Raw genomic sequence first — 23,445 nt, forward strand, 5'->3', positions numbered from 1 at the left:
TGGATTAAGGATAAAGGAACAAGGATAAAAGACATAATGCTTGTACTTTTAATCTTTATTCCTTGCTCATTGTTCTTTTATCTTAATTACTTTAATCTAATTTCGCTAACGCTCATTCCTTGCGGAACCATTGGGAAAACGTTATTTTCTCTTCCAACCATCACTTCCAATAAGTAAGAACCTTCATGGTTAATCATAGTTTCTAAAGCAGTTTTTAAGTTTGCCCGTTCATCAACTTTGTTCGCTTCAATGTAATATGCCTTTGCTAAAGCCACAAAATCAGGACTGGTAATGTTAACTGAAGAATAACGCTTATCGTTAAATAATTCCTGCCATTGGCGAACCATACCTAAAAAGCGGTTATTCAAAATCAGGATTTTAACCGCGGCACCAAATTGCATAATGGTTCCTAATTCTTGTGGCGTCATTTGGAAACCACCATCACCAATAATGGCGATAACCGTTTTATCAGGAGCGCCATATTTAGCGCCGATTGCCGCTGGCAAACCAAAGCCCATGGTGCCTAAACCACCAGAAGTAATATTGCTGCGGGTATTATTAAATTTCGCATATCGGCAAGCCACCATTTGGTGCTGACCAACATCAGTAACGATAACTGCATCACCACCACAAATTTCGTTGATGTTACGCAACACTTCACCCATTGTTATTTCTTCGCCACTTGGATAGAGTTCTGGAGTAATTACCTGGTCTATTTCCTGCTGGTTGTATTCGTTGAATTTAGAAACCCAATCATCGTGTTTTTTAGCTTCAATCAAGTTGGTTAATAGCGGTAAGGTTTCTTTGCAATCGCCCCAAACCCCAACTTCAGCTTTAACGTTTTTATCAATTTCTGCTGGGTCGATATCGAAATGAATTACCTTAGCCTGTTTTGCGTATTTATCTAAACGACCAGTAACGCGGTCATCGAAACGCATTCCGATGGCAATTAAAACATCGCATTCGTTCGTTAAAACATTCGGGCCATAATTACCATGCATGCCCAACATACCAACATTTAAAGGGTGCGCTGTTGGAATTGCACCTTCGCCCATAATAGTCCAAGCTGCTGGAATGCCACTCTTCTCAATAAAAGCTTTAAACTCTTCTTCAGCCGTTCCCAAAACAACACCTTGTCCGAATAATACAAATGGTTTTTTTGCAGCGTTAATTAATTTAGCAGCCTGCTCAATATATTCAACCCTAACTTCTGGTTTCGGGCGATAGGAACGTATGTGGTTACACTTTACATATTCAGGAAATTCCTCAATTTGTATTTGTGCATTTTTGGTAATGTCAATTAAAACAGGGCCTGGTCTGCCGCTTTTAGCTATATAAAAAGCTTTAGCCAAAACTTCGGGGATTTCTTTCGCATCCGTAACCTGATAATTCCATTTAGTAACAGGAGTGGTAATGTTAATCACGTCCGTTTCCTGGAAAGCATCAGTTCCTAATAGATGGGCAAAAACCTGACCAGTAATACAAACTAAGGGTGTACTATCGATTTGTGCATCAGCTAAACCAGTTACCAAATTCGTTGCACCTGGTCCGCTGGTTGCGAAACAAACACCAACTTTACCACTGGTACGGGCAAAACCTTGTGCAGCATGAATACCACCTTGCTCATGGCGAACCAAAATGTGTTGCAACTTATCGGTGTAATCGTACAATGCATCGTAAATTGGCATTATTGCACCACCAGGATAACCGAAAATCGTAGTTACGCCTTCTTCAATTAGTCCGTTTAAAAGAACCTGAGAACCTGTTCCCTTAAACAGTTTTTTTGAGGTTTCTGCTTTTGCCTCCGTTTGTATTTCTTGTGCAGTTTCCATAATTATATTTTTACGGTTGTATTATTCTTTAATCTTAAAGCCTATTCGCTCCCTATCTTTCCATTTCAATTGAGCAATCTTTTCATCGAGCATATTATCCATTGCATCATAGAGTTCGTTTAGTTGAACATCATGTTCCCCAAGTCGCTCTTTTATTTCGAGCAGTTGTTCATTTAAGTTATTTTGTTTGAATAAGATTTTTCTTACATCAACAAAAGCCCTCATAATGGCAATGTTCATATTTATTGCTTTGTCACACTTTTCAATACCCCACGTAACATGGCTACACCTTGTTCTGTAAAGGCGTAAGGCAATATTCTAGTGCCACCCCAACTTGATATCACAAATTGTGATATCAAGTTGGGGTCTTTTGTCGTCAATTTGTGATGACATATTTTGGTTGCTAACTTCAGTTTGTAAATTTTCAAACTCTTGCTTCGTAAGCTGAAACATGAAATCCTCAGGGAAGCGCTTTATATTCCGTTTTACTGCCTGATTTAATACTCTTGTTTGAACTTCATACAATGAAGCTAGGTCGAAATCCAACATCACTCTCTCACCCCTAACTTCATAAATTCTACTTTCAATGCTTTTAATAATTTGCATATCGTTTTATGTTTAAATTTACTTAATAGTCAAGGGACGACTTTTATTCAGGCTTGTATCCACAAACCTTTGCTAATGCTAATATTCATCAGTTACACAGCCACTTGCTGCATCTGATACCGTTTTAGCATATTTATATAAAACACCTTTTTTAACTTTCAAATCAGGTTGAATGTATTTTTTTCTTCGCTCTGCGATAATTTCTTCGCTCACTTTTAAGTTGATGGTGTTATTTACCGCATCAATTTCAATCAGGTCGTCATCTTCAACCAAACCAATTAAGCCGCCTTTGTAGGCCTCTGGTGTGATGTGCCCAACCACGAAACCGTGTGTACCACCAGAAAAACGGCCATCAGTAATTAAAGCGATTGATTTGCCTAAGCCCGCACCAATAATTAATGAGGTAGGTTTTAACATTTCGGGCATTCCTGGCGCACCGACTGGACCTTCATTTTTAATTACAACAACATCACCAGGTTTAATTCTACCAGAAGAAATTCCTGCAACTAAGTCCTTTTCGCCATCAAAAACCCTTGCCGGACCTTCAAATTTCTCACCTTCTTTACCTGAGATTTTTGCAACTGAACCTTTTTCAGCTAAGTTTCCGTAAAGAATTTGCAGGTGTCCAGTGGCTTTAATCGGTTCGCTAAGTTTTTGAATAATTTTCTGGTCGTAATCCATAATCGATTTCATATCAGCTAAATTTTCAGCCATTGTTTTGCCCGTTACCGTTAAGCAATCGCCATGCAATAAACCTTCGTTTAGCAAGAATTTTAATACAGCAGGGATACCGCCGTATTGATGTAAATCCTGCATCAAATATTTACCACTTGGTTTAAAATCTGCTAGAACAGGGGTGACATCACTCATGCGTTGGAAATCATCCTGTGTGATTTCTACGCCGATAGCTTTACCCATGGCGATAAAATGCAACACCGCGTTGGTACTTCCACCTAAAATGATAATCGCACGAATGGCATTTTCGAAGGCCTTTCTCGTCATGATATCAGATGGTTTAATATCCTTTTCCAGTAGTACTTTTATATATTTTCCAGCATCTAAACATTCTTGTTTTTTCTCCGCACTAACTGCTGGATTTGAAGAAGAATAAGGTAAACTCATACCCAAAGCCTCAATTGCCGAAGCCATGGTATTTGCGGTGTACATACCGCCACAAGCACCAGCGCCTGGGCAAGTATGTTTGATGATACCCTGATAATCATCTTCAGATAAATTACCACATATTTTTTGACCTAGTGCTTCAAAGGCCGAAACAATATTTAATTCTTCGCCCTTGTAATGGCCTGGCGCAATTGTACCACCATAAACCATAATCGATGGACGGTTTAAACGAGCCATTGCCATAATTGCACCTGGCATATTTTTATCGCAACCTGGAATAGAAATAATACCATCGTAATACTGACCGCCGCAAATGGTTTCGATACTATCGGCAATAACATCGCGGCTAACCAAAGAAAAACGCATGCCATCAGTACCGTTACTCATGCCATCGCTTACACCAATCGTATTAAAAACCAAGCCCACTAAATCATTTTTCCAAACGCCTGCTTTAACGTCTTTTGCAAGGTCGTTAAGGTGCATGTTGCAGGTGTTGCCATCGTAACCCATACTCGCAATACCGACTTGCGCTTTTGCCATATCCGCATCAGTTAACCCGATTCCATAAAGCATCGCTTGCGCCGCAGGTTGCGTTGGGTCTTGTGTAAATGTTTTACTGTATTTATTGATTTCGCTCATTGTTATTAGTTGGTTGTAATGTTGTATTGTTTTAAGGTTGTAATGTTTTGCAATCTGGCTTGTTACTTGATTCTAGCCACTTGATGCTAAATAATCACCTCATAATTGACTTTTTCAAGTACCAGATTTTTATAGGCCCGTTGGATGGTATAACCGAGTGATTCTCTCCATAAGCTGCGGAAAACGATATCATCAATTGAAGCAATTCCAGCAATTTCTGTCGCTGTGCCACATAGAAAAGCACTGTCTGCCTGTCTTAAATCTTCAATGGTTAATTTTTTCTCTATGCATTCAATATCTAGAACTGTACAAAGTTCTTTAACCGTTGCTCTGGTAATTCCAGGTAAGATATTTCCTAAGGATGGCGTGTAAAGTTTTCCATCTTTTTCGATAAATATATTAGCACCTGAAGCCTCAGCAACGAAGCCATGCATATCTAAAAGTAAAGCCTCATCGTAGCCTTTAATATTGGCTGCAGTTGTGGCTAAAATCGAGTTTACGTAGTTACCGCTCAATTTTGCTTCCATCGGCGTTGATTTTGGATTTGGTCTTTCGTAATCCGAAATCGTTAATTTTAATAGTTTATTGCCTGAATATGCATCCCAATCCCAAGCGCAAATTAAAATGGAAACACCGCTTGGTTGATTCAATTTCATATTCGGATGGCAAAAAACTAAGGGGCGGATATATGCATCCTTTAATTTATTTAAAGTAAGAAGCTTATAAGTTTCCTTAATTAGTTCTTGTTTATCCCATGGAAATGGAATATTTGCCAATTGGCAAGAACGTTCTAAACGGTCGAAATGAGCCGCTGCTTTAAAAATTCGATTGCCATTATGCGTTTTGTAGGCTCTAATACCCTCGAATGCCGCATAGCCATAATGTAGCGATTGGCCATAAAGGTCGGTGCTGCTATCTACCGCTTTTTCAAACTTTCCATCAAGGTAAATAATCGTGTTCGAATTATAATATTTCATCACGTTTCGTTATTTAAAAAAAAGCGTCCTGTTTTTGTCAGGACGCTTTGAGTATATCTAGTTAATATTTTTTAAAAGCAGTCCGTTTTCTTCCCAAGTAAAATATTTAGGAGTAGCAGATTAATAATGATGACAGGTAACAACACAACATGGCCAGCTGAAATTGCAGTACCGTTGTTTAAAAATGTATTGTCTTGATTAATCATTATTTGCTTATTCTTTATAAATACCAATTTAGTTTTTGGTTCAGAAATATGCAAGGGAAATCAAAAAAAAATGAAATAAGAATATTATTCTATTTTATTTAATATAAACAGAATATTGTTCTTTTTATAGATGTGTTTAGTGATAATATGCTGATGGCGGTAGACTAAATATCAAAACGGTATACGGTATGTTTGTTATGCTAGCATTGTAAATTTATATTTTTTCTTCTTAAAATTAAGATTTTGCTTAAAATTTTAAAATCTTGATAGACGATTTGATTATCATAAAATTAACTTAAACATAAAGAAAAGCCAATGCAATTTCGATTGGCTTTTTAATTATTCAAATTGAGTATATAACTATTCTTCTTCTTTGGATAGTACTCTTGAGGCCACCTTACCAACAGTAAGGCCTTGTACAATAATTGAAAACACGACTACAAAATAAGTAGCTGCGATTAAAGTTGGCTTATAAGGGCCTTCATCCATCGATAAAGCTAAGGCAATGGAAACACCACCGCGTAAACCGCCCCAAACCAATACCTTGATTGTACCGTTACTGAATTTATTTTTAAATGGAATAAGTAAAACCGGAATATATATCGATAGAAATCTGGAGAATAAAACGATAGCAATACTTACTGTTCCAATTATCCAATAAGAGGTAATGTTTTGAATAATTAACAGTTCAAAACCAATAAAAAGAAATAAAACTGCATTCAGGATTTCATCTATTAGTTCCCAGAATTTGTTTAGATAATCTTTTGTAGTTGCAGACATAGCCGTTCTTTTGCCATAATTGCCAATCACAATACCTGCAGCCACCATCGTTAGAGGACCAGATATATGCATTGAATGTGCAATTAAATAACCGCCCATCACAACAGAAAGGGTAATTAAAACCGAGACTTTATAATCGTCAATTTTTCGCATTGCGTTTGATGCACCTAAACCTAGTAGCGCACCCAAGATAAAACCTCCAAATGCTTCTTTAATTAACAGCCATGAGATATTTAGGAATGAAATTTCTACCTCACTGCTCTGTGTAAGTTGAAGTATTACGGCGAAAACCACAACAGCCACACCATCATTAAAAAGCGATTCTCCGGCAACTTTGGTTTCTAAAGACTTTTTTACTTTCGCTTCTTTTAAAACGCCCATTACCGCAATGGGGTCAGTAGGGGATATTAACGCTCCAAAAAGCAGGCAATAGATAAACGGAACGTGAATGCCTAAAATAGGAGCAAGGTAAAATAAGATTCCACCAACTGCGAAAGTAGATATGACCACACTTACTGTCGAGAAAATAATTACCGGCCCTCTTTGCTCTTTTAAATCAACTAAATTAATGTGAATCGCCCCGGCAAATAACAGAAAGTTAAGCATAGCGCCCATAAGCACTTCTGTAAAATCCACATCCTGCAACAAGGTAGAGAAATGATTGAAGGCTTTTGGGAAAAGATTTCCGGTAACAACCAAGATAATTGAAGCAAGCATCGCGATAATCATGATGCCTATTGTTGAAGGTAATTTAAGGTAACGTAAATTTAAATAGGCGAAAAAAGATGCGATAACGATGAGAACTGAAAACGAATAGTATAATTCCATTAAAAAAATTGAGTGTGTAAAAATATTGTGCTAAATAGTTATCCTGGTAATATAATTATTTCAAATTTTTAACGCGAACCCATTGGCAAGTCTATTGGGAATTTTTACTAAAAAGGAGTTTAAAATGAATGTTGAGCTTTGAGAATAAAAAAAGCCTTTCCGAAATTAATCGAAAAGGCTTTATAAATTGCAATTCCTAAAATGAGGAAAGCTTGACGAATGTCGATTAAGAGATACCTTCTGCTAAAACAACAATTTTATTATTTAAGGCTTCAACAACTCCACCTTTGATAAAAAAACGTTGCTCATCATTTTGGTTACCTTTTATAATTACTTCTCCATCCTCTAAAGTTGAGATAATAGCAGCGTGGTCTTTCAAAATCTGAAAAGAACCTGAAGTCCCTGGAACGGTAACCGCTGTTACTTCGCCTTCGTAAACTTTTTTATCTGGAGTTAATATTTCTAAATTCATTTTTAAAGTTTTACGTTTTACGTTGTAAGTTTTAAGTCAGCCGACTTGCACTTAAAACGTATAACTTATTACGTACAACGTACTAATTCGCTTCTGCCAATAATTTTTTACCTTTTTCAATAGCATCTTCAATGCTACCAACTAAGTTAAATGCAGCTTCAGGATACTCGTCAACTTCACCATCCATAATCATGTTAAAACCTTTGATGGTATCTTTAATGTCAACTAATACACCTTTTAAGCCTGTAAATTGCTCAGCAACGTGGAATGGTTGAGATAAGAAACGTTGAACACGACGAGCTCTTGATACAACTAATTTATCTTCCTCAGATAATTCGTCCATACCTAAAATCGCGATGATATCTTGTAGTTCTTTGTAACGTTGTAAAGTTTCTTTAACACGTTGTGCAGTGTTATAGTGCTCATCACCTAAAACAGCAGGAGAAAGGATACGTGAAGTAGAATCCAATGGATCTACCGCTGGGTAAATACCTAACTCAGCAATTTTACGGGAAAGTACCGTAGTTGCATCTAAGTGGGCGAAAGTTGTAGCCGGAGCCGGGTCAGTTAAATCATCTGCAGGTACGTAAACCGCTTGTACAGATGTAATTGAACCACGTTTAGTTGAAGTAATACGCTCTTGCATTAAACCCATCTCAGTTGCCAATGTTGGTTGGTAACCTACCGCAGATGGCATACGACCTAGCAAAGCCGATACCTCAGAACCTGCCTGAGTAAAACGGAAGATGTTATCAACGAAGAAAAGGATGTCTTTTCCAGCACCTTCGCCATCACCATCACGGAAATATTCTGCAACTGTTAAACCTGATAATGCTACACGAGCACGTGCACCAGGAGGCTCGTTCATTTGACCGAAAACCAATGTTGCTTTAGATTCTTTTAATTTTTCAGTATCAACTGCTTTCAAATCCCATCCACCTTTTTCCATTGAGTGTAAGAAATCATCACCATAATTGATTACGCCTGACTCGATAAACTCACGTAATAAATCGTTACCCTCACGAGTACGCTCACCAACACCTGCGAATACTGATAAACCAGCATAAGCTTTAGCGATGTTGTTTACCAACTCCATGATTAATACCGTTTTACCTACACCAGCACCACCGAACAAACCAATTTTACCACCTTTTGCATAAGGCTCTAATAAATCTATTACTTTAATACCTGTAAAAAGTACTTCAGTTTCAGTTGATAAATCTTCGAACTTAGGAGGAGTTGCATGAATCGGACGACCGTCTACTTTATCTACAGCCGTGATACCATCGATAGCATCGCCAACTACGTTAAATAAACGACCTTTAATTTGGTCACCAACTGGCATTTTAATCGCTGAACCAGTATCAACTACTTTCATTCCACGAACTAAACCATCTGTAGAGTCCATTGAAATAGCACGTACGCGGTCTTCACCTAAGTGCTGTTGAACTTCTAAAACAATTTTTTGTCCATTTTCTTTTGTTATCTCTAACGCATCGAAAATTTTAGGTAGATGGGCATCATCAGCAAAGCTAACGTCAACCACTGGGCCGATAATTTGTGCTATTTTTCCTAAGTTAGGCATATCTGTTGTGAGTAAATTTATTATAGTCAGTGAATTAAAGCTGTTTGTAAGGGCTCCAATTCGGTTGGCAAAGTTAAGTTATTATTAGCGAATTTTAAATATATATTATAAATTTTTTTAACATCATTTTAATGGATAATTTAGATGAATAAAATCATCAAATGAAAACCATTTTAACAACAGGAAGCAACGGACTTTTAGGTCAGAAAATAACTGAAAAAGTGCTGACAGAAGGCAGGGTAAAACTTATTGCCACATCAAAAGGCGCAAACCGATATCCAACTTCTATAGGCTACGATTATGCAGAAATGGATATTCAGGATGCAGCGCAGGTTAGGGCAGTAATTGAGCGATATAAGCCAGATGCTATTATTCATACAGCAGCAATGACTAACGTTGATACCAGCGAAGCAAACAAGGAACTCTGCCACCAGTTAAATGTAGATGCAACTCAAAATCTGGTATCGCTTTGCGAAGAATTGAATATTCATTTTATACATTTAAGCACCGATTTTATTTTTGATGGTGCAAATGGACCATACAAAGAAGAAGATGCGCCAAATCCACTCAGTTATTATGGGGAAACCAAACTGCTAGCCGAACTAGCCGTTAAAGAATCAAAAGCCAATTGGGCAATTTTGCGTACCATTTTAGTTTATGGCATTACGAATGATATGAGCAGGAGCAACATTGTACTTTGGGCTAAAGGCGCTTTAGAGAAAGCTGAGCCAATTAATGTAGTTAACGACCAATGGCGTATGCCAACTTTAGCCGAAGATTTGGCCGAAGCTTGCTTGTTAGCAATAGAAAAAAATGCACAAGGCGTTTATCATGTATCAGGCAAAGATTACCTGAGTATTGCAGATTTAGTGCGAAAAGTTGCCGATTTTTGGTCGCTCGATAAATCAATTATTTCTGAAATCAGTTCTGAAAGCTTAAACCAAACAGCAAGACGGCCAGTTAAAACGGGCTTTGTATTGGATAAAACCATCAGAGATTTGGATTATAAACCGCATAGCTTTGAAGAAGGTTTGAAGATTGTAGATGAGCAGTTGAAGAAGTAGCAAGTATTTAGTAGCAAGTATCAAGACTGGATTATGAAAAGTAAAAAGTAAAAAACGCTGATATCGGAAGTATACAAATTTGTAAGCTCTTTCCTTTTTAATTTGATGTTACACGTAACATCTTAAACAATTCAAAAAACTTAACGATTACAACAATTCAAACAATTTAACAATAAAACAACTAATACACTTAACCAATTTAACAATTCAAACAATTAAACAATATAGATATGTCACTACAAATTGGCGATAATGCCCCAGATTTTAAATTATACAGTTCGGATTTAACTGAAGTTTCTTTAAGCGCTTTTAAAGGTAAAAAAGTAATTATACACTTTTTCCCAATGGCTTTTACCGGAACTTGCACCGAACAATTATGTACCATGAGAGATAACTTTAGTTATTATGAAGGTGTAAACGCACAAGTTTTAGGCATCTCTGTTGATTCTCCTTTCTCCTTAGCTAAATTTAAGGAGGTTCAGAATTATCAGTTCCCGTTGTTATCAGATTTTAATAAAGAAGTATCTGAAGCTTATGGTTCTTTATATCCTGAATTTGTATTCGGATTAAAGGGCGTATCGAAAAGAGCCGCTTTTGTTATCGATGAAGAAGGAAAAATTGCTTACGCAGAAGTTTTAGAAGATGCAAAGGAATTACCTGATTTCAAAGCGATTGACGATGCTGTAAAAGCCTAACTATTTTTAGAAGTAACATTTTGCAAGGTTTTTTTAAAAATTTATTTTGAATTTAAATTTCAAATCTTACCTTTGCAGTCCGTTAACAAACGGAAATGCATTTGTAGCTCAATTGGATAGAGCATCTCACTACGGATGAGAAGGTTTGGGGTTCGAATCCCTACAAGTGCACAAAAAGAGGATTTCATTAATTTGATTTCCTCTTTTTTATTTAATTCAAATTTTAGAATTTCTTTTAACCAACTTATTCAGTAGATATCAACTAATTTTTAAGGAATAACATTGCAAAAAAGTTAGTTTCTTGAAAGAATATTTGGTTTGAATAAGTTATATCCAATAAATCTTTTTAAAAAGATTTAGAATGGTTTCAAAAAGCTCTGATTTTTAAATTTATTGCTCATTTTAAACTTCATCTAAATTAATAATTATATATTTGCAGCCTTGAAAGGCAACACTTTGTGTTATTTTTTCAATTTTAGTTGAGTCCCAAGTACAAGGCTCTTAATTTTAAAGACACCTAAACCACTTTAATGCTTAATTTAGTTCTCTTTGGCCCTCCAGGGGCGGGTAAAGGCACCCAATCTGAAAAGTTGATTGCAAAATATCAGCTGGTACATGTTTCAACAGGCGATCTTTTTAGAGCACACGTTAAAGGAGAAACAGAATTAGGAAAAAAAGTTAGTCAATTATTAGCTGATGGTGAGTTAGTGCCAGACGCGATTACAATTGCAATGCTTGAAGAAGAAGTAGATAAAAACCCCGATGCAAAAGGTTTTGTATTTGATGGTTTTCCTCGTACGGTTCCGCAAGCAATTGAGCTTGATTTATTTTTAGAGCGCAAAGGCAGTAAAATTGCTGGAGTTATCGCTTTAGATGTTGACCAGGTTGAATTAACAAAACGCATTGCTGAGCGTCATAAAATTAGTGGTCGCCCGGATGATGATGCAGAGAAGTTGAAAAAACGTATTTCTGAATATTTCGATAAAACCATCCATGTTCTGCCTTATTACGAAGAGCAAGGAAAATTAGAAAAAGTAAACGGAATTGGCGAAATAGATACAGTTTACAATAACCTTTGCTCGGTTATCGATAAATTTTAATAAAATATTTCAAATACTAACATCCGCAAAAAAAGCATTAGTTGTTTTTTGCGGATGTTTGTTTTTTAACGATTTTTGTAAATCAAAAATCTAAGTGATTAATCTTAACGGTTTAAAGTCAAATCTAAAATCGTCAATCTAAAATTGTAAATTAATATGTCGCAGGGTTCGAATTTCGTAGATTATGTTAAAATTTGCTGCCGTTCTGGTAAAGGCGGAGCAGGTTCAGCACATTTACATCGTGATATTTTAACATCTATGGGTGGCCCTGATGGTGGAGATGGTGGTCGCGGCGGGCATATAACTGTTGTTGGTAATAGCAACATCTGGACATTACTACACCTAAAATACCGTAAACATATTATTGCTGAAGATGGCTTGGCAGGCGGAAGCTCGCATAAATTTGGTCGCCAGGGTAAGGATGAAATTTTAGAAGTTCCACTTGGAACAATAGCTAAAGATGCAGAAACTGGTGAAGTGCTTTTCGAAATCACTAAACATGGTGAAACCAAAATTTTAACAGCTGGCGGTCGTGGCGGTTTGGGTAATGCACACTTTAAAAACTCCGTTCAACAAACGCCACGTTTTGCACAGCCAGGAGAACCAGGAAAAGAAGTTTGGAACATACTTGAACTTAAAGTTTTAGCAGATGTTGGTTTGGTTGGTTTCCCAAATGCAGGCAAATCTACCTTGCTTTCTGTGGTTTCTGCAGCTAAACCAGAAATTGCCGATTATCCCTTCACTACAATTGTTCCGAATTTAGGTATTGTAAGTTACAGAGGTGGAAAATCATTTGTAATGGCTGATATTCCTGGAATTATTGAAGGTGCATCAAAAGGAAAGGGTTTAGGTTACCGTTTCTTACGACACATAGAGCGTAATTCTGTGTTATTATTTATGGTTCCTGCCGATACAAGCAGAACAATTACGGAAGAATATGAAATTTTGAAAAGCGAACTTCAATCTTACAATCCTGAATTGATGCAAAAGCCTCACGTTTTGGCCATTACAAAATCTGATATGTTGGATGAAGAACTAATGGCAGAAATGAAACAGGATTTGCCAAATGTTCCGTCTATATTTATTTCATCTGTAGCACAAAAAAATCTGCTGGAATTAAAAGATATGCTTGTAAAAGCAATAGAAGCCTAAGTTTTGAGTCTTGAGTTGGGAGTCTTTAGTTTCGAGCGAAAAGCGTAGTGCATGGTGTTCTCTCGTTCGAGCAATTAACAATTTATACATTCACACTTTCCAACCTTTAAACCTTTTAACCAATCCAAAAAACCTAACCCCTAAAACGGTCTACCAAACAGCCAACCCATTCTTTAAGAATATACTGCCAATAACTTAATGCGCTTGCATCTGGCATATAATAATCAGAGATATCGTAACTTTCTTTGCCTATATAATCCGTTGGATAATAGTCTAATTCCCGTTTAAAAGCCCGGTTAAAAATCATTTTAGCACGGGGAATATGCCAAGCGCTAGTAATCACCAAAACTGAGGCATCAGCTCGATAGTGATTTGCTAATTCTACACTATATTTTGCATTCTCGATGGTGTTTTTACTTCTGTTCTCAACTAAGATTAAGGAATCTGGAATACCAATGTCTTTCAAGTATTTTAATGTAATATCTGCCTCTATCGGTTCTTTACCAATAATTTTTCCCGAGCCACCGCTAATCAGTATTTTTTTGATTGCACCTATTTTTAATAAATGTATCGCTTGAATTAACCTGTCGCCACGTTCGCTAACCGCTAATTCCCCATCCTTATTTGATTTTGAAAAACCACCTAATAGAATTCCAATATCATATTTTCTTTGAGGAGGATATTTAGCCTCATACAAATTATAGATTTTGCATATCAGAAAACTGTTCGAGAAAACAAAAAATAAAGAAACTGCAAGTACCAGAAAACGCTTCCGGCGAGTGGGTTTTTTAGAGAAAAGGGCAAACAAAAGCGCAACAGATATCCAGATAATGGGTTGCAAAATAAATATTAAAATCTTCGAAAGAATAAAAACCATAAGAGCAAAATAATCCTGTAAAACTAAGATTATTTTGCTGATTTCTGGTTATCCTTGTCCTTCCTGAACCTGGCCATTTTCGTGAGCATGCTCCAGAATATCCTTGATGTCTGATTTCGCTTTTTTCTCTACCTTATGCTTAAAATGTGGTACCTCATGCTCCACAATATCTTCCACAATCGCTTCATCGCCGAATACTTTTTCTTTTAAAATATTGTATTTATCTTGAAAGCCATAACGAAGATTTCTTGCTCCGCCGGCAATTTTACTTCTTGTGCCAGTACCACTATCTGGAGCAAACAAAATACTAATAACTGCTCCAGCAGCTAAACCTGCAACTAAAGCAATTGCAATCTGCGCATTATTATGAGATTTATGCGTTAAATATTTTCCTATTAATTTTCTGTATTTCATAACATTAGCTTTTATTTCTGAACAACCGCCAGATTATAATGTTTGATATTTTTTAAATTCAATTATTGATTAAAAATGTTCGGGAAGATTTTTTTGAAGCGCAAATTGGAGTACAGGTATTAAAATCAGTCCCGCTTTTCGTTGCAATCTTTTTTAAACTCCTGTCATTCTGAGCTACAAAGAATCTGTTTCATCGGTTGCAGATGCTTTCCCGAAGAGTCGGGACAAGCTGTACCTCAGCATGAAAAATATTCAAGTTTGAGGTAACAAAAAGTACTTTCACTTCAATGTGGGCTAATTGGCAAAAGCAGTTTTTCATTTTGGCGGTTTGCATGGCACTTAACCCTTGTTTCTAAACCTGATTTTAATGGAAAGCCCGCAAGCGAGGTACGAGTGCGGACTTGTAATGGTAAGCAGGACTGAATTTGCCATATCAATAGAACCCTTCATTTTCAAGAAAAACAATTTGATTTCAACTAAGTTTATAATTCTTTAATCGAAATTAATATGGTAAAAGCAACGATAAATAAAGAACATTACGCATGTTCGGTAAATAATGGCTCGCATGATATTGTGGTTGATGAGCCTGTAGAGCTTGGCGGAACGCATAAAGGCTTTGCACCAAAAGGTTTACTAATGGCTTCACTGGCATCTTGCGTTGCCATAACTTTAAGAATGTATGTGGATAGAAAAGGCTGGGAAGTAGATAAAATTGAAGTAGAAGTAAATATGGGCATCGAAAATGCACAAAATATTTTCTTAGAGGAAATTACCTGCACAGGCAATTTAACCGCTGAGCAAAAACAACGCCTGGAAGATATTGCGGCTAAATGTCCGGTTAGTAAAATTTTAACTGCCGGTAACGAAGTTCGGTCGAAAGTGTTGTAAGCGAAAGGTGCAAAACTCGTTTACGTTTTCCTAAAATGCTTTAATATCTTTGTAGGGCTTCAGCTTTCTCTGGAGTAAAAAATTATTTATGGCTACTGAAATTAAATGCCCCAACTGTGCTCATGTTTTTCCGATGGAAGAAGCCATGGCCGAAGATTATAAGAAAGAGCTGCGTGAAAAAATGGTAACATTTACGAAGCAGAAAGATGAAGAATTTCAGCGGAAATTGGCCACGCTTGAAAGTGAAAAACAACAACAACAAAAAGCCTTCGACTTGAAATTAGTGGAGGAAAAAAATAAATTAAAAGGCGATTTAGAAGAAAATTTGCGTAAAAGCATTGCATCTGACTTTGAAACTAAATTGCAAATGTTGGAAGGGAACGCCAAAAGCAATGAGGAAAAGCTAAAACTTGCCCGCGAAAAGGAATTGGAATTTTTACGTCGTGAGCAAAGTTTGAAAGTTAAAGAAGAGGAAATGGAATTGGCTTTTCAGCGTAAACTACAGGAGCAACGTAATGAATTGGCGGAGCAAATTCGTAAACAAGAAGCGGAGAAGAACAGCATTAAGGATACGGAGCATCAGTTGCGTTTAAGGGAACTAGAGAAACAACTCGATGACCAGAAAAAACTTGCTGAAGAAATGAAGCGTAAGGCCGAGCAGGGCAGTATGCAATTGCAAGGCGAAGTACAGGAGTTGATTTTAGAAGAATTGCTGCGCAGTAATTTTCCTTTCGATTTAATTGAGGAAGTGGGTAAAGGCGTTCGTGGTGCAGATTGCGTACAGGTTGTACGTAATAACTTTGGACAAGAGTGCGGCAAAATCATCTATGAAAGCAAGCGTACCAAAGATTTTGGTGGCGATTGGATTGAAAAACTTAAGAAGGACATGCGTAGCATGGGCGTTGATGTTGCGGTTATTGTAAGTCAGTGCTACCCAAAAGGCATGGATTGTTTTGGGCAAAAGGATGGCGTTTGGATTTGCTCTTTCGAGGAAGTAAACGCAGTAGCTTACGTATTGCGTGATGGAATTTTGCGTTTATCCAGCGCAATGAAATCACAGGAAAACCGTGGCGATAAAATGCACATGCTTTACGATTATTTAACCGGAGCAGAATTTTCGGAGCAATGGAAAGCCATTCGTGAAGGTTTTATGAGCATGAAATTATCTATTCAACGAGAACGCGATGCAATGGAACGCTTATGGAAAGCCCGTGAAAAACAATTAGAAAAGGTGTTGTTAAACGCAACGCACATCCGTGGCTCAATTGAAGGTATTGCCGGTAGCGACAGTATTCAACTAAGTTTAACGGACGAAGACGACGAAACGTTGTTGTTGGATTAAATAATTTAACAACACATAGAGGAACTCGTCATTGCGAGGTACGAAGCAATCTCATTTCAATATGTTTATCAAGGAGATTGCTTCGTACCTCGCAATGACGAAAAATAATAGAAATTAATATCAAATAAAACTAAATAAAGTGAATAAAAACCTAAACAACAAATCTCTTAAGCCTTTTCAATTTCTGGCGTTGATGTGCATTTTGCTATTTTCCGGGAACGTTTCCGGACAAGAGTTGAAATCGCCAGATGCTAACCTTATTGCTAATTTTTCTTTGGCTGATGGTGGTGTACCAACTTATAACTTAAAGTATAAAGGCAGAGAAGTTATCAAAACAAGTAAGCTTGGTTTGGAACTAAAAGATGGTAAATCATTGCAAAATGGTTTCACTATTTCTGATACCAAAACAAGCAGCTTTAACGAAACCTGGAAACCAGTTTGGGGTGAGGTAAAAGAAATTGTAAATCATTATAATGAGTTGGCAGTTACGCTAACGCAAAAGGAAACCAACCGTTTCATTATTGTTCGTTTGCGTTTATTTAATGATGGTTTGGGTTTCAGATATGAATTTCCAGAGCAAAAGAATCTTGATTATTTTGTAATTAAGGAAGAAAAAACACAATTCGCATTAGCCGGCGACCATAAAGCCTTTTGGTTACCTGGAGATTATGATACGCAGGAATATAGTACGGTAACTTCAAATTTATCAGAAGTTCGTGGTAAAATGAAGGCAGCTGTTACTCCAAATGCGTCGCAAACTACTTTCTCGCCAACTGGGTTACAAACGCCATTGATGATGAAAAGTAAAGATGGTTTATACATCAATATTCATGAAGCAGCGCTAATTAACTACTCCTTAATGTCGTTAAATCTGGATGATAAAAATATGGTTTTAGAATCGTGGTTAACACCAGATGCAGTAGGCGATAAGGGTTATATGCAAGCGCCATGTTTATCGCCTTGGAGAACCATTATCGTGAGCGATAAAGCGGGTGATATTTTAACATCGAAATTAACTTACAATCTTAATGAACCAACAAAATTCAAAGATGTATCGTGGATTAAACCAACGAAATATGTTGGCGTTTGGTGGGAAATGATTACCGGAAAAAGTACTTGGGCATACAACGATTTAACCAGTGTACAGTTAGGCGTAACCGATTATTCGAAAACTAAACCTAACGGAAAACATGCTGCAAATACTGCCCATGTTAAAGAATATATAGATTTCGCAGCTAAGCATGGTTTGGATGCCGTTTTGGTAGAGGGTTGGAATGAAGGTTGGGAAGATTGGTTCGGTAAAACCAAAGATTATGTTTTTGATTTTGTAACACCTTATCCCGATTTTGATGTACAGGAATTGCATCGCTATGCGGCAAGCAAAAACATTAAAATGATTATGCACCATGAAACTTCCTCTTCAGTTCGTAATTATGAACGCCATTTAGATACGGCTTATAAATTTATGAAGGCCAATGGTTACGATGCGGTAAAAAGTGGTTATGTTGGCAATATGATTCCTCGTGGCGAGCACCATTACGGTCAGTGGTTAAATAACCATTATTTATATGCCATTGAAAAAGCAGCTGAATATAAAATTATGGTGAATGCGCATGAGGCGGTTCGGCCGACAGGTTTGGCCCGTACTTACCCAAATTTAATAGGAAACGAATCTGCGCGCGGAACGGAGTATGAAGCTTTTGGCGGTAACAATGCCGACCATACAACGATTTTACCCTTTACACGTTTAATCGGCGGACCGATGGATTATACACCTGGTATTTTCGAAACTAAAGTGAGTGCATACAATCCTGAAAACACCTCTTTTGTGCATACTACAATTGCTCGTCAATTGGCGCTGTATGTTACCATGTATAGTCCGTTGCAAATGGCGGCAGATTTACCAGAAACTTACAACAAACATTTAGATGCTTTTCAATTTATAAAAGATGTTGCACTTGATTGGGATGATACTAAAGTTTTAGAAGCTGAACCCGGCGATTACATCACTTTCGCCCGCAAGGCCAAAGACACGAATAATTGGTTTATTGGTCGTACTAATGATGAAATTGCCAGGACATCGAAAATCGATTTCAGCTTTTTAGATGCTGGTAAAAAATACACCGCAACCATTTATGCTGATGCAAAAGATGCACATTACGAAACAAATCCAAAGGCTTATACCATTCGCAAAATGGAAGTTACCAATAAAACGAAGCTAACTTTAAATTGCGCACCGGGCGGTGGTTATGCAATTAGTGTAATGGCGAAGTAGGAATTTTGTTTCCAGCGCTCGTCATTCCGAGGTATGAAGCAATCTTAAGCGTTTGTAATGCATTAAGAAAAAGAGATTGCTTCGTGCCTCGCAATGACGGAATTGGCTCGACGACTTTTTGTTTGAAAAACCCAACTTCTCTTTCTTTGCATTTTCTCTTTGCGTACTTTGCGGTTAATCAATCGAACAAAACATGGCAAGAACAAAAAATCACATTGAACTACAATTTTTAAGCGAACCATCTGATGTTAACTATGGTGGTAAGGTTCATGGGGGTATGATGATGAAATGGATTGACCAAGCTGCTTTTGCCTGCGCTTTACAATGGAGCGATTCTTATTGTGTTACAGTCTATGTTGGTGGAATTCGTTTTTTCCGTCCGGTGCATATTGGGCATTTGGTAAAAATGGAAGCCCGGATAATCTATACCGGAAAAACTAGTATGCACATTGCTGTAGATGCTTATTCAAAACCTGTTGGAAAAGCCGATTTTGTGAAAAATACCCATTGCATCATTGTTTTTGTGGCTGTTGATGATAATGGTCAACCAAAAGCTATTCCATCTTTTACACCCAAAACAGATAAAGAAGTGGCCATGCATGGTTATGCAATAAAATTGATGGAACTTAGAAAAAGTATCGATAAGGAAATGGAACCTTACATTGTTTAGTGCGTTTGTAACGATTTGATTTACTTTATAATATTAAATTGAATTAGGGTGTTTTTACGGTGCGATTTGAAACGTAATGATTTATTTTTGTTGTAAATCAAACTGAAATGAACAATCAAACACTTATTCTTTCATTACAAGGTCTTGTAATGGAAACGGAAAAGCTAAAAACTTATAACCCAAAAAGTATTGAAAACATTTTTAATAGATTAAAACAGTTGCCCGAGTTACACACTTCAAGAACAAAAAATCTTTTAAAAGATTTGGTAACAGAAAAGAACTGGATAAATATAAAATATAATCTTCTTGATGAAATGGTAAAAAAAATTGGAGATTTCTTAACCGTTTAATCAAAACTTTTATTGGGCATTTACACCATAATATAATACTTTAGGCAACCACTGGCTATTCGAAATTCTTGATTTTTCTGATTTGATTTTAGAAAGATTACTGTTCTTCCATTAATTTAATTTTACCACCATCCCATTAAACGCATCTGCCAGCTCTGTAAATTCATCGTTGCAAGCTGCTGAATATGTACAGCCGATATCACAGAAATTCCTGCTGCTAATAAATCAAAGACCTCTTGCCAGCCTTTTGCGTTTTTACGCCCCTCGGTGTTTGTATGTGCCAATTCATCAACAATCACAATTTCTGGGTGACGGTTTAAAATGCCTTGCAAATCCACTTTATCTATTTTACTTTGATAAGTAGAAATTTTGGGCCTAAAAAAACCCTTCCGAAATGGAAGGGTTTTTATCGTTTGAAAGGATTTGTCTTAGCCAGACAAGCATAATCATAATTATAAACTTCTTACTTTTAAAATTTGCCTTGCTGCTTTAACAAAGCAAAATATCTATCCAAATTTACGCCTAAAGATTTTTCAAAAGATGCTTTAAAATCTGCTGGCGATGGGTGTTTGTTTTTCCACTCGCTAAAATAAGCTTGAAAGGCTTTATCAAATTTTTCCTGACCGATTTCAGCTTCTAAAATATAAAGCCACAAAGCAGTTTTGGCATAAGAAATTAAGCCATATTCTTCAGATGTTTTAAAATCAGCAGCTGGTGTTTCAATGGCAGATTGCATTGGCACGTTTGATAGAGCACCGTAAATGCTCGCCAAAAACTTATCTGCAGGTAATTCTTTAAGATTTGCCGGAATTGCATCACCAAAAATAGAATTCGATCTATATTTTTCCGCCTCATATCTAAACTGGTAAAAAGTATTAAAACCTTCATCTTGCCAGGTATGCATACGCTCGTTGCTTCCAAGCATACTCATAAACCAGTTATGCCCAACTTCATGCGTAATAACGCCATCTAAAGTTTCCTTTTTAGCATCCGGACTGGTAATCAATGTAATTGTTGGATATTCCATTCCGCCACTTGCATTATTTTTTGGTCCTTCAATAGCCTGAACGGTTGGGTATTCATATTCACCAATCCATTTGCTATATTTTTTGGTGGCATCCTTGATATAATCTATGCTGTTTACCCATAGCGTATTTTTTTTATTATGATAATAACTGAATGCATCAACAACTTTTCCTGAAGCCAATTTTACCGTATCATATTGTATAACTAAATCTTTATCGGCAAACCATGCAAAATCCGGTACGTTATTAATAGAATAGCTTAGTTTTTTGGTGTCTGCTTTGCTTATTGAACTGTATAGCGTAGGTTTTCCGTTTCTAGAAGCAACATTTTTTGCACCTATTGATTTGTATGCATTAAGTTCATCAACATTTTGCAAAACACCCGTTGCACCCACAATGTAAGAAGATGGTAAAGTGATGTTTACTTTGTAATCTGCATATTCGCTGTAAAACTCGCCCATATCTAAATAAGGAAATTCGTGCCACCCATCCTTATCAAATACCGCTGGCTTTGGATACCATTGTGTTATCATAAACTGCGTTTCTGCATAACCAGAACGAGAAAAATAATTTGGTAGTTTTACATTAAAATCTGTTGATATTGAAACAGAATCGCCAGGCTTTAATATTTCTGGTAGCAAAACCTTTATCACATCAATATATTGTGGATTTGAATGGGCTTCGGTTTTAGCAGTTTTACCATTAACTTTAAAGTTTAAACCATCAATACTCCCATAAACTATGTTTTTAAGCTTTTCCTTGCGGGATGTATCATTTCTAATTTGCTGAAATAATGCAGTAGACTCATTTTTATAAGCATTTGGCCAAATATGAAACCAAATAAAATCGAGATTTGAAGGAGAGTTATTTTTGTAAACAATGGTTTCCATTCCTTTAAGCGATTTATCCTTATCATTTAAGGTAACATCAATATTATAAGTTAAATGTTGCTGGAAATAATTTTGCTGTGCAAAAATTGAAAATGTAAAAAGGGATAATAAAATGGTTAGAAAGCTTTTTTGCATACTTGGTTTTATGTAAATATTTATCGACTATTAAAGCGAATCGATTTTATAAAGAACGTAATTTTTTAGATTAAATTTCTGAAATTCCGTATTCCTCTATTTTTCTGTAAAGTGTGGTCAGCCCAATTCCTAGCAATCTCGAAGTTTCTGTTTTGTTCCCCTTAGTATGCTTCAGCACTTTTTGTATATGCTGTTTCTCTACATCTTGTAGGTTAAAATTATTTTCAAGAGGTGCAAATTCAAAAAATTCTTGTGGCAAAGCCGATGTACTCAGCTCATTATTGTTCGATAGAATGACCAATCGTTCTATCACATTTTTAAGTTCGCGAATATTTCCCCGCCAATTGTATTTTTTGAATATTTCTAAAATCTTATCGCTTAGTTTAATTTTAGGCTGATTCATTTTAGTAGAAAATTCTTTTAAATAATAATCAGCTAATGCAGTAATATCAGTTTTTCGTTCTCTTAAAGCCGGTAGATAAATTGTAAAAACCGAAAGCCTGTAATACAAATCAGAACGAAATTTTCCGATAGCGGCCTCGGCCTTCAAATCTTTATTAGTAGCCGCTAAAATGCGAATATTAACTTTTTGTGTAGTTGTATCTCCCAGCTTAATAAAACTCTGATTTTCTAAAACCCTAAGCAATTTCGCTTGTAAATCGAGATGCATTTCTCCAATTTCATCTAAAAATAATGTTCCGCCGTTTGCTTCATCCAAAAGGCCTTTTTTATCTTTATTTGCACCGGTAAAAGCTCCGGCTTTGTAACCAAATAATTCACTCTCTAATAAATCTGCACTAAAGCCGCTGCAATTTAAGGCAACAAATGGTTTCGATGCCCTTAAACTCTCGTAGTGTATAGATTGTGCAAAAACCTCCTTACCTGTGCCAGTTTCACCTAAAATTAAAACGGTTGTATCGGTTTTACTTACTTTTTTCGATATATCTATTGCCTCCCTTAAAACTTTTGATTGCCCAATTATGGTATTGAAACTGTATTTCTTTGTTGTTTTATCTTCCAGTTGAAATACACGCTTTTGAAGGTTAACTTTTTCAATTGCTTTATAAAGTAAGGGTATAATTTTTTCATTATCATCGCCTTTAACTAAATAATCAAAAGCTCCATTCTTCATAGCCAAAACACCATCAGGAATGGTTCCGTAAGCAGTTAAGTTAACAACTTCAACATAAGGTTTAATCGTTTTTATGTCTTTAACCAAATCAACTCCACTAACATCTGGTAATTTTACATCACTGATAACAACATCTACATCGTTCGTTTTTAAAAGTTTTAAACCATCTTTCCCAGTATTTGCCTGCAAGGTTGTAAAACCCTCTAACTCTATAATTCTAGATAGTAAGCTGCAAATTTTTTTCTCATCATCGATAATGAGTACAATCCCATTCATAGGTGTAATTTATGATGCAATATTAAGGATTAAAATGATTCTTTGTTTGTACCTTTTTTGTTTTCTACGCTTCAAAATAAAAGCATTTTAGCATCTTTGAAATAACACAAAGC

At 36.4% G+C, this 23,445-nt stretch carries 23 protein-coding genes and 1 tRNA gene; 10 read left to right on the forward strand and 14 right to left on the reverse strand.

Annotation, left to right across the window (positions count from 1 at the left end):
* Positions 1-86: 86 nt before the first annotated feature.
* The 9 genes from ilvB to atpD form a co-directional block, all read right to left on the reverse strand.
* Positions 87-1,832: a biosynthetic-type acetolactate synthase large subunit gene (ilvB, locus tag QWY86_RS04380; protein ID WP_290239171.1), complete on the reverse strand. Its 1,746-nt coding sequence runs from the start codon at positions 1,830-1,832 to the stop codon at positions 87-89.
* A gap of 21 nt (positions 1,833-1,853) precedes the next feature.
* Positions 1,854-2,072 (reverse strand): hypothetical protein, encoded by a 219-nt coding sequence (locus QWY86_RS04385; protein ID WP_290239173.1) that lies wholly within the window; start codon positions 2,070-2,072, stop codon positions 1,854-1,856.
* 2 nt (positions 2,073-2,074) lie between these two features.
* Entirely contained in the window at positions 2,075-2,176 is a 102-nt protein-coding gene (locus QWY86_RS20060) for an ORF6N domain-containing protein (RefSeq protein ID WP_353958892.1), read from the reverse strand.
* The gene (locus QWY86_RS04390) at positions 2,151-2,438 is read right to left on the reverse strand and encodes an ORF6N domain-containing protein (RefSeq protein WP_290239175.1); all 288 of its coding nucleotides are present in this window, start codon (positions 2,436-2,438) and stop codon (positions 2,151-2,153) included. The genes QWY86_RS20060 and QWY86_RS04390 overlap by 26 nt, the downstream gene beginning before the upstream one ends.
* 78 nt (positions 2,439-2,516) lie before the next feature.
* Positions 2,517-4,199: a dihydroxy-acid dehydratase gene (gene ilvD, locus QWY86_RS04395; protein ID WP_290239177.1), complete on the reverse strand. Its 1,683-nt coding sequence runs from the start codon at positions 4,197-4,199 to the stop codon at positions 2,517-2,519.
* An 86-nt stretch (positions 4,200-4,285) separates the two neighbouring features.
* A complete protein-coding gene (gene ilvE, locus QWY86_RS04400; protein WP_290239179.1) occupies positions 4,286-5,176 on the reverse strand; it encodes a branched-chain-amino-acid transaminase in 891 nt (296 codons plus the stop codon).
* Between the two features lie 566 nt (positions 5,177-5,742).
* The gene (locus QWY86_RS04405; protein WP_290239181.1) at positions 5,743-6,990 is read right to left on the reverse strand and encodes a cation:proton antiporter; all 1,248 of its coding nucleotides are present in this window, start codon (positions 6,988-6,990) and stop codon (positions 5,743-5,745) included.
* Positions 6,991-7,216: 226 nt separating this feature from the next.
* Positions 7,217-7,462, reverse strand: a complete 246-nt coding sequence (gene atpC / locus QWY86_RS04410; protein WP_290239183.1) for an ATP synthase F1 subunit epsilon — start codon at positions 7,460-7,462, stop codon at positions 7,217-7,219.
* A gap of 82 nt (positions 7,463-7,544) precedes the next feature.
* The gene (gene atpD / locus QWY86_RS04415) at positions 7,545-9,047 is read right to left on the reverse strand and encodes a F0F1 ATP synthase subunit beta (protein ID WP_290239184.1); all 1,503 of its coding nucleotides are present in this window, start codon (positions 9,045-9,047) and stop codon (positions 7,545-7,547) included.
* A gap of 161 nt (positions 9,048-9,208) precedes the next feature.
* On the opposite strand from atpD, the gene QWY86_RS04420 reads away from it, so the two are divergent.
* The 5 genes from QWY86_RS04420 to obgE all read left to right on the forward strand — a co-directional run bounded on the left by QWY86_RS04420 (position 9,209) and on the right by obgE (position 13,058).
* Positions 9,209-10,111 carry an SDR family oxidoreductase gene (locus QWY86_RS04420; protein WP_290239187.1) on the forward strand — a complete coding sequence of 301 codons (903 nt, stop codon included), beginning with the start codon at positions 9,209-9,211 and terminating at the stop codon, positions 10,109-10,111.
* A gap of 230 nt (positions 10,112-10,341) precedes the next feature.
* Positions 10,342-10,806 (forward strand): redoxin domain-containing protein, encoded by a 465-nt coding sequence (locus QWY86_RS04425; RefSeq protein ID WP_290239190.1) that lies wholly within the window; start codon positions 10,342-10,344, stop codon positions 10,804-10,806.
* 97 nt (positions 10,807-10,903) lie between these two features.
* A tRNA-Arg gene (locus QWY86_RS04430) sits at positions 10,904-10,977 on the forward strand.
* Between the two features lie 359 nt (positions 10,978-11,336).
* On the forward strand, positions 11,337-11,906 hold the full coding sequence (locus QWY86_RS04435) for an adenylate kinase (RefSeq protein WP_290239192.1): 570 nt from the start codon (positions 11,337-11,339) through the stop codon (positions 11,904-11,906).
* 156 nt (positions 11,907-12,062) lie between these two features.
* Entirely contained in the window at positions 12,063-13,058 is a 996-nt protein-coding gene (obgE, locus tag QWY86_RS04440; RefSeq protein ID WP_290239194.1) for a GTPase ObgE, read from the forward strand.
* A gap of 133 nt (positions 13,059-13,191) precedes the next feature.
* On the opposite strand, the gene QWY86_RS04445 is transcribed toward obgE, so the two are convergent.
* The gene (locus QWY86_RS04445; protein WP_290239196.1) at positions 13,192-13,755 is read right to left on the reverse strand and encodes a YdcF family protein; all 564 of its coding nucleotides are present in this window, start codon (positions 13,753-13,755) and stop codon (positions 13,192-13,194) included.
* 228 nt (positions 13,756-13,983) lie between these two features.
* On the reverse strand, positions 13,984-14,349 hold the full coding sequence (locus QWY86_RS04450) for a YtxH domain-containing protein (RefSeq protein ID WP_290239199.1): 366 nt from the start codon (positions 14,347-14,349) through the stop codon (positions 13,984-13,986).
* Positions 14,350-14,856: 507 nt separating this feature from the next.
* Between QWY86_RS04450 and QWY86_RS04455 the strand changes: the two genes are divergently transcribed.
* From QWY86_RS04455 to QWY86_RS04475, 5 genes are all read left to right on the forward strand, one after another.
* Entirely contained in the window at positions 14,857-15,237 is a 381-nt protein-coding gene (locus tag QWY86_RS04455) for an OsmC family protein (protein ID WP_290239201.1), read from the forward strand.
* Between the two features lie 88 nt (positions 15,238-15,325).
* Positions 15,326-16,579, forward strand: a complete 1,254-nt coding sequence (locus tag QWY86_RS04460) for a DUF2130 domain-containing protein (protein ID WP_290239202.1) — start codon at positions 15,326-15,328, stop codon at positions 16,577-16,579.
* A 139-nt stretch (positions 16,580-16,718) separates the two neighbouring features.
* Positions 16,719-18,854: a glycoside hydrolase family 97 protein gene (locus QWY86_RS04465; RefSeq protein ID WP_290239204.1), complete on the forward strand. Its 2,136-nt coding sequence runs from the start codon at positions 16,719-16,721 to the stop codon at positions 18,852-18,854.
* A gap of 193 nt (positions 18,855-19,047) precedes the next feature.
* Positions 19,048-19,524: an acyl-CoA thioesterase gene (locus QWY86_RS04470; RefSeq protein ID WP_290239206.1), complete on the forward strand. Its 477-nt coding sequence runs from the start codon at positions 19,048-19,050 to the stop codon at positions 19,522-19,524.
* Positions 19,525-19,631: 107 nt separating this feature from the next.
* A complete protein-coding gene (locus QWY86_RS04475) occupies positions 19,632-19,874 on the forward strand; it encodes a hypothetical protein (protein ID WP_290239208.1) in 243 nt (80 codons plus the stop codon).
* 122 nt (positions 19,875-19,996) lie between these two features.
* On the opposite strand, the gene QWY86_RS04480 is transcribed toward QWY86_RS04475, so the two are convergent.
* From QWY86_RS04480 to QWY86_RS04490, 3 genes are all read right to left on the reverse strand, one after another.
* Positions 19,997-20,212, reverse strand: a complete 216-nt coding sequence (locus tag QWY86_RS04480) for a hypothetical protein (protein WP_290239210.1) — start codon at positions 20,210-20,212, stop codon at positions 19,997-19,999.
* Positions 20,213-20,343: 131 nt separating this feature from the next.
* Entirely contained in the window at positions 20,344-21,924 is a 1,581-nt protein-coding gene (locus tag QWY86_RS04485; protein WP_290239212.1) for a M1 family metallopeptidase, read from the reverse strand.
* 70 nt (positions 21,925-21,994) lie between these two features.
* Positions 21,995-23,332, reverse strand: coding sequence for a sigma-54-dependent transcriptional regulator (locus QWY86_RS04490; RefSeq protein WP_290239214.1), 1,338 nt, complete (start codon positions 23,330-23,332; stop codon positions 21,995-21,997).
* Between the last annotated feature and the right edge of the window lie 113 nt (positions 23,333-23,445).

The organism is Pedobacter aquatilis (assembly GCF_030409415.1).
Classification (GTDB): Bacteria; Bacteroidota; Bacteroidia; order Sphingobacteriales; family Sphingobacteriaceae; genus Pedobacter; species Pedobacter aquatilis.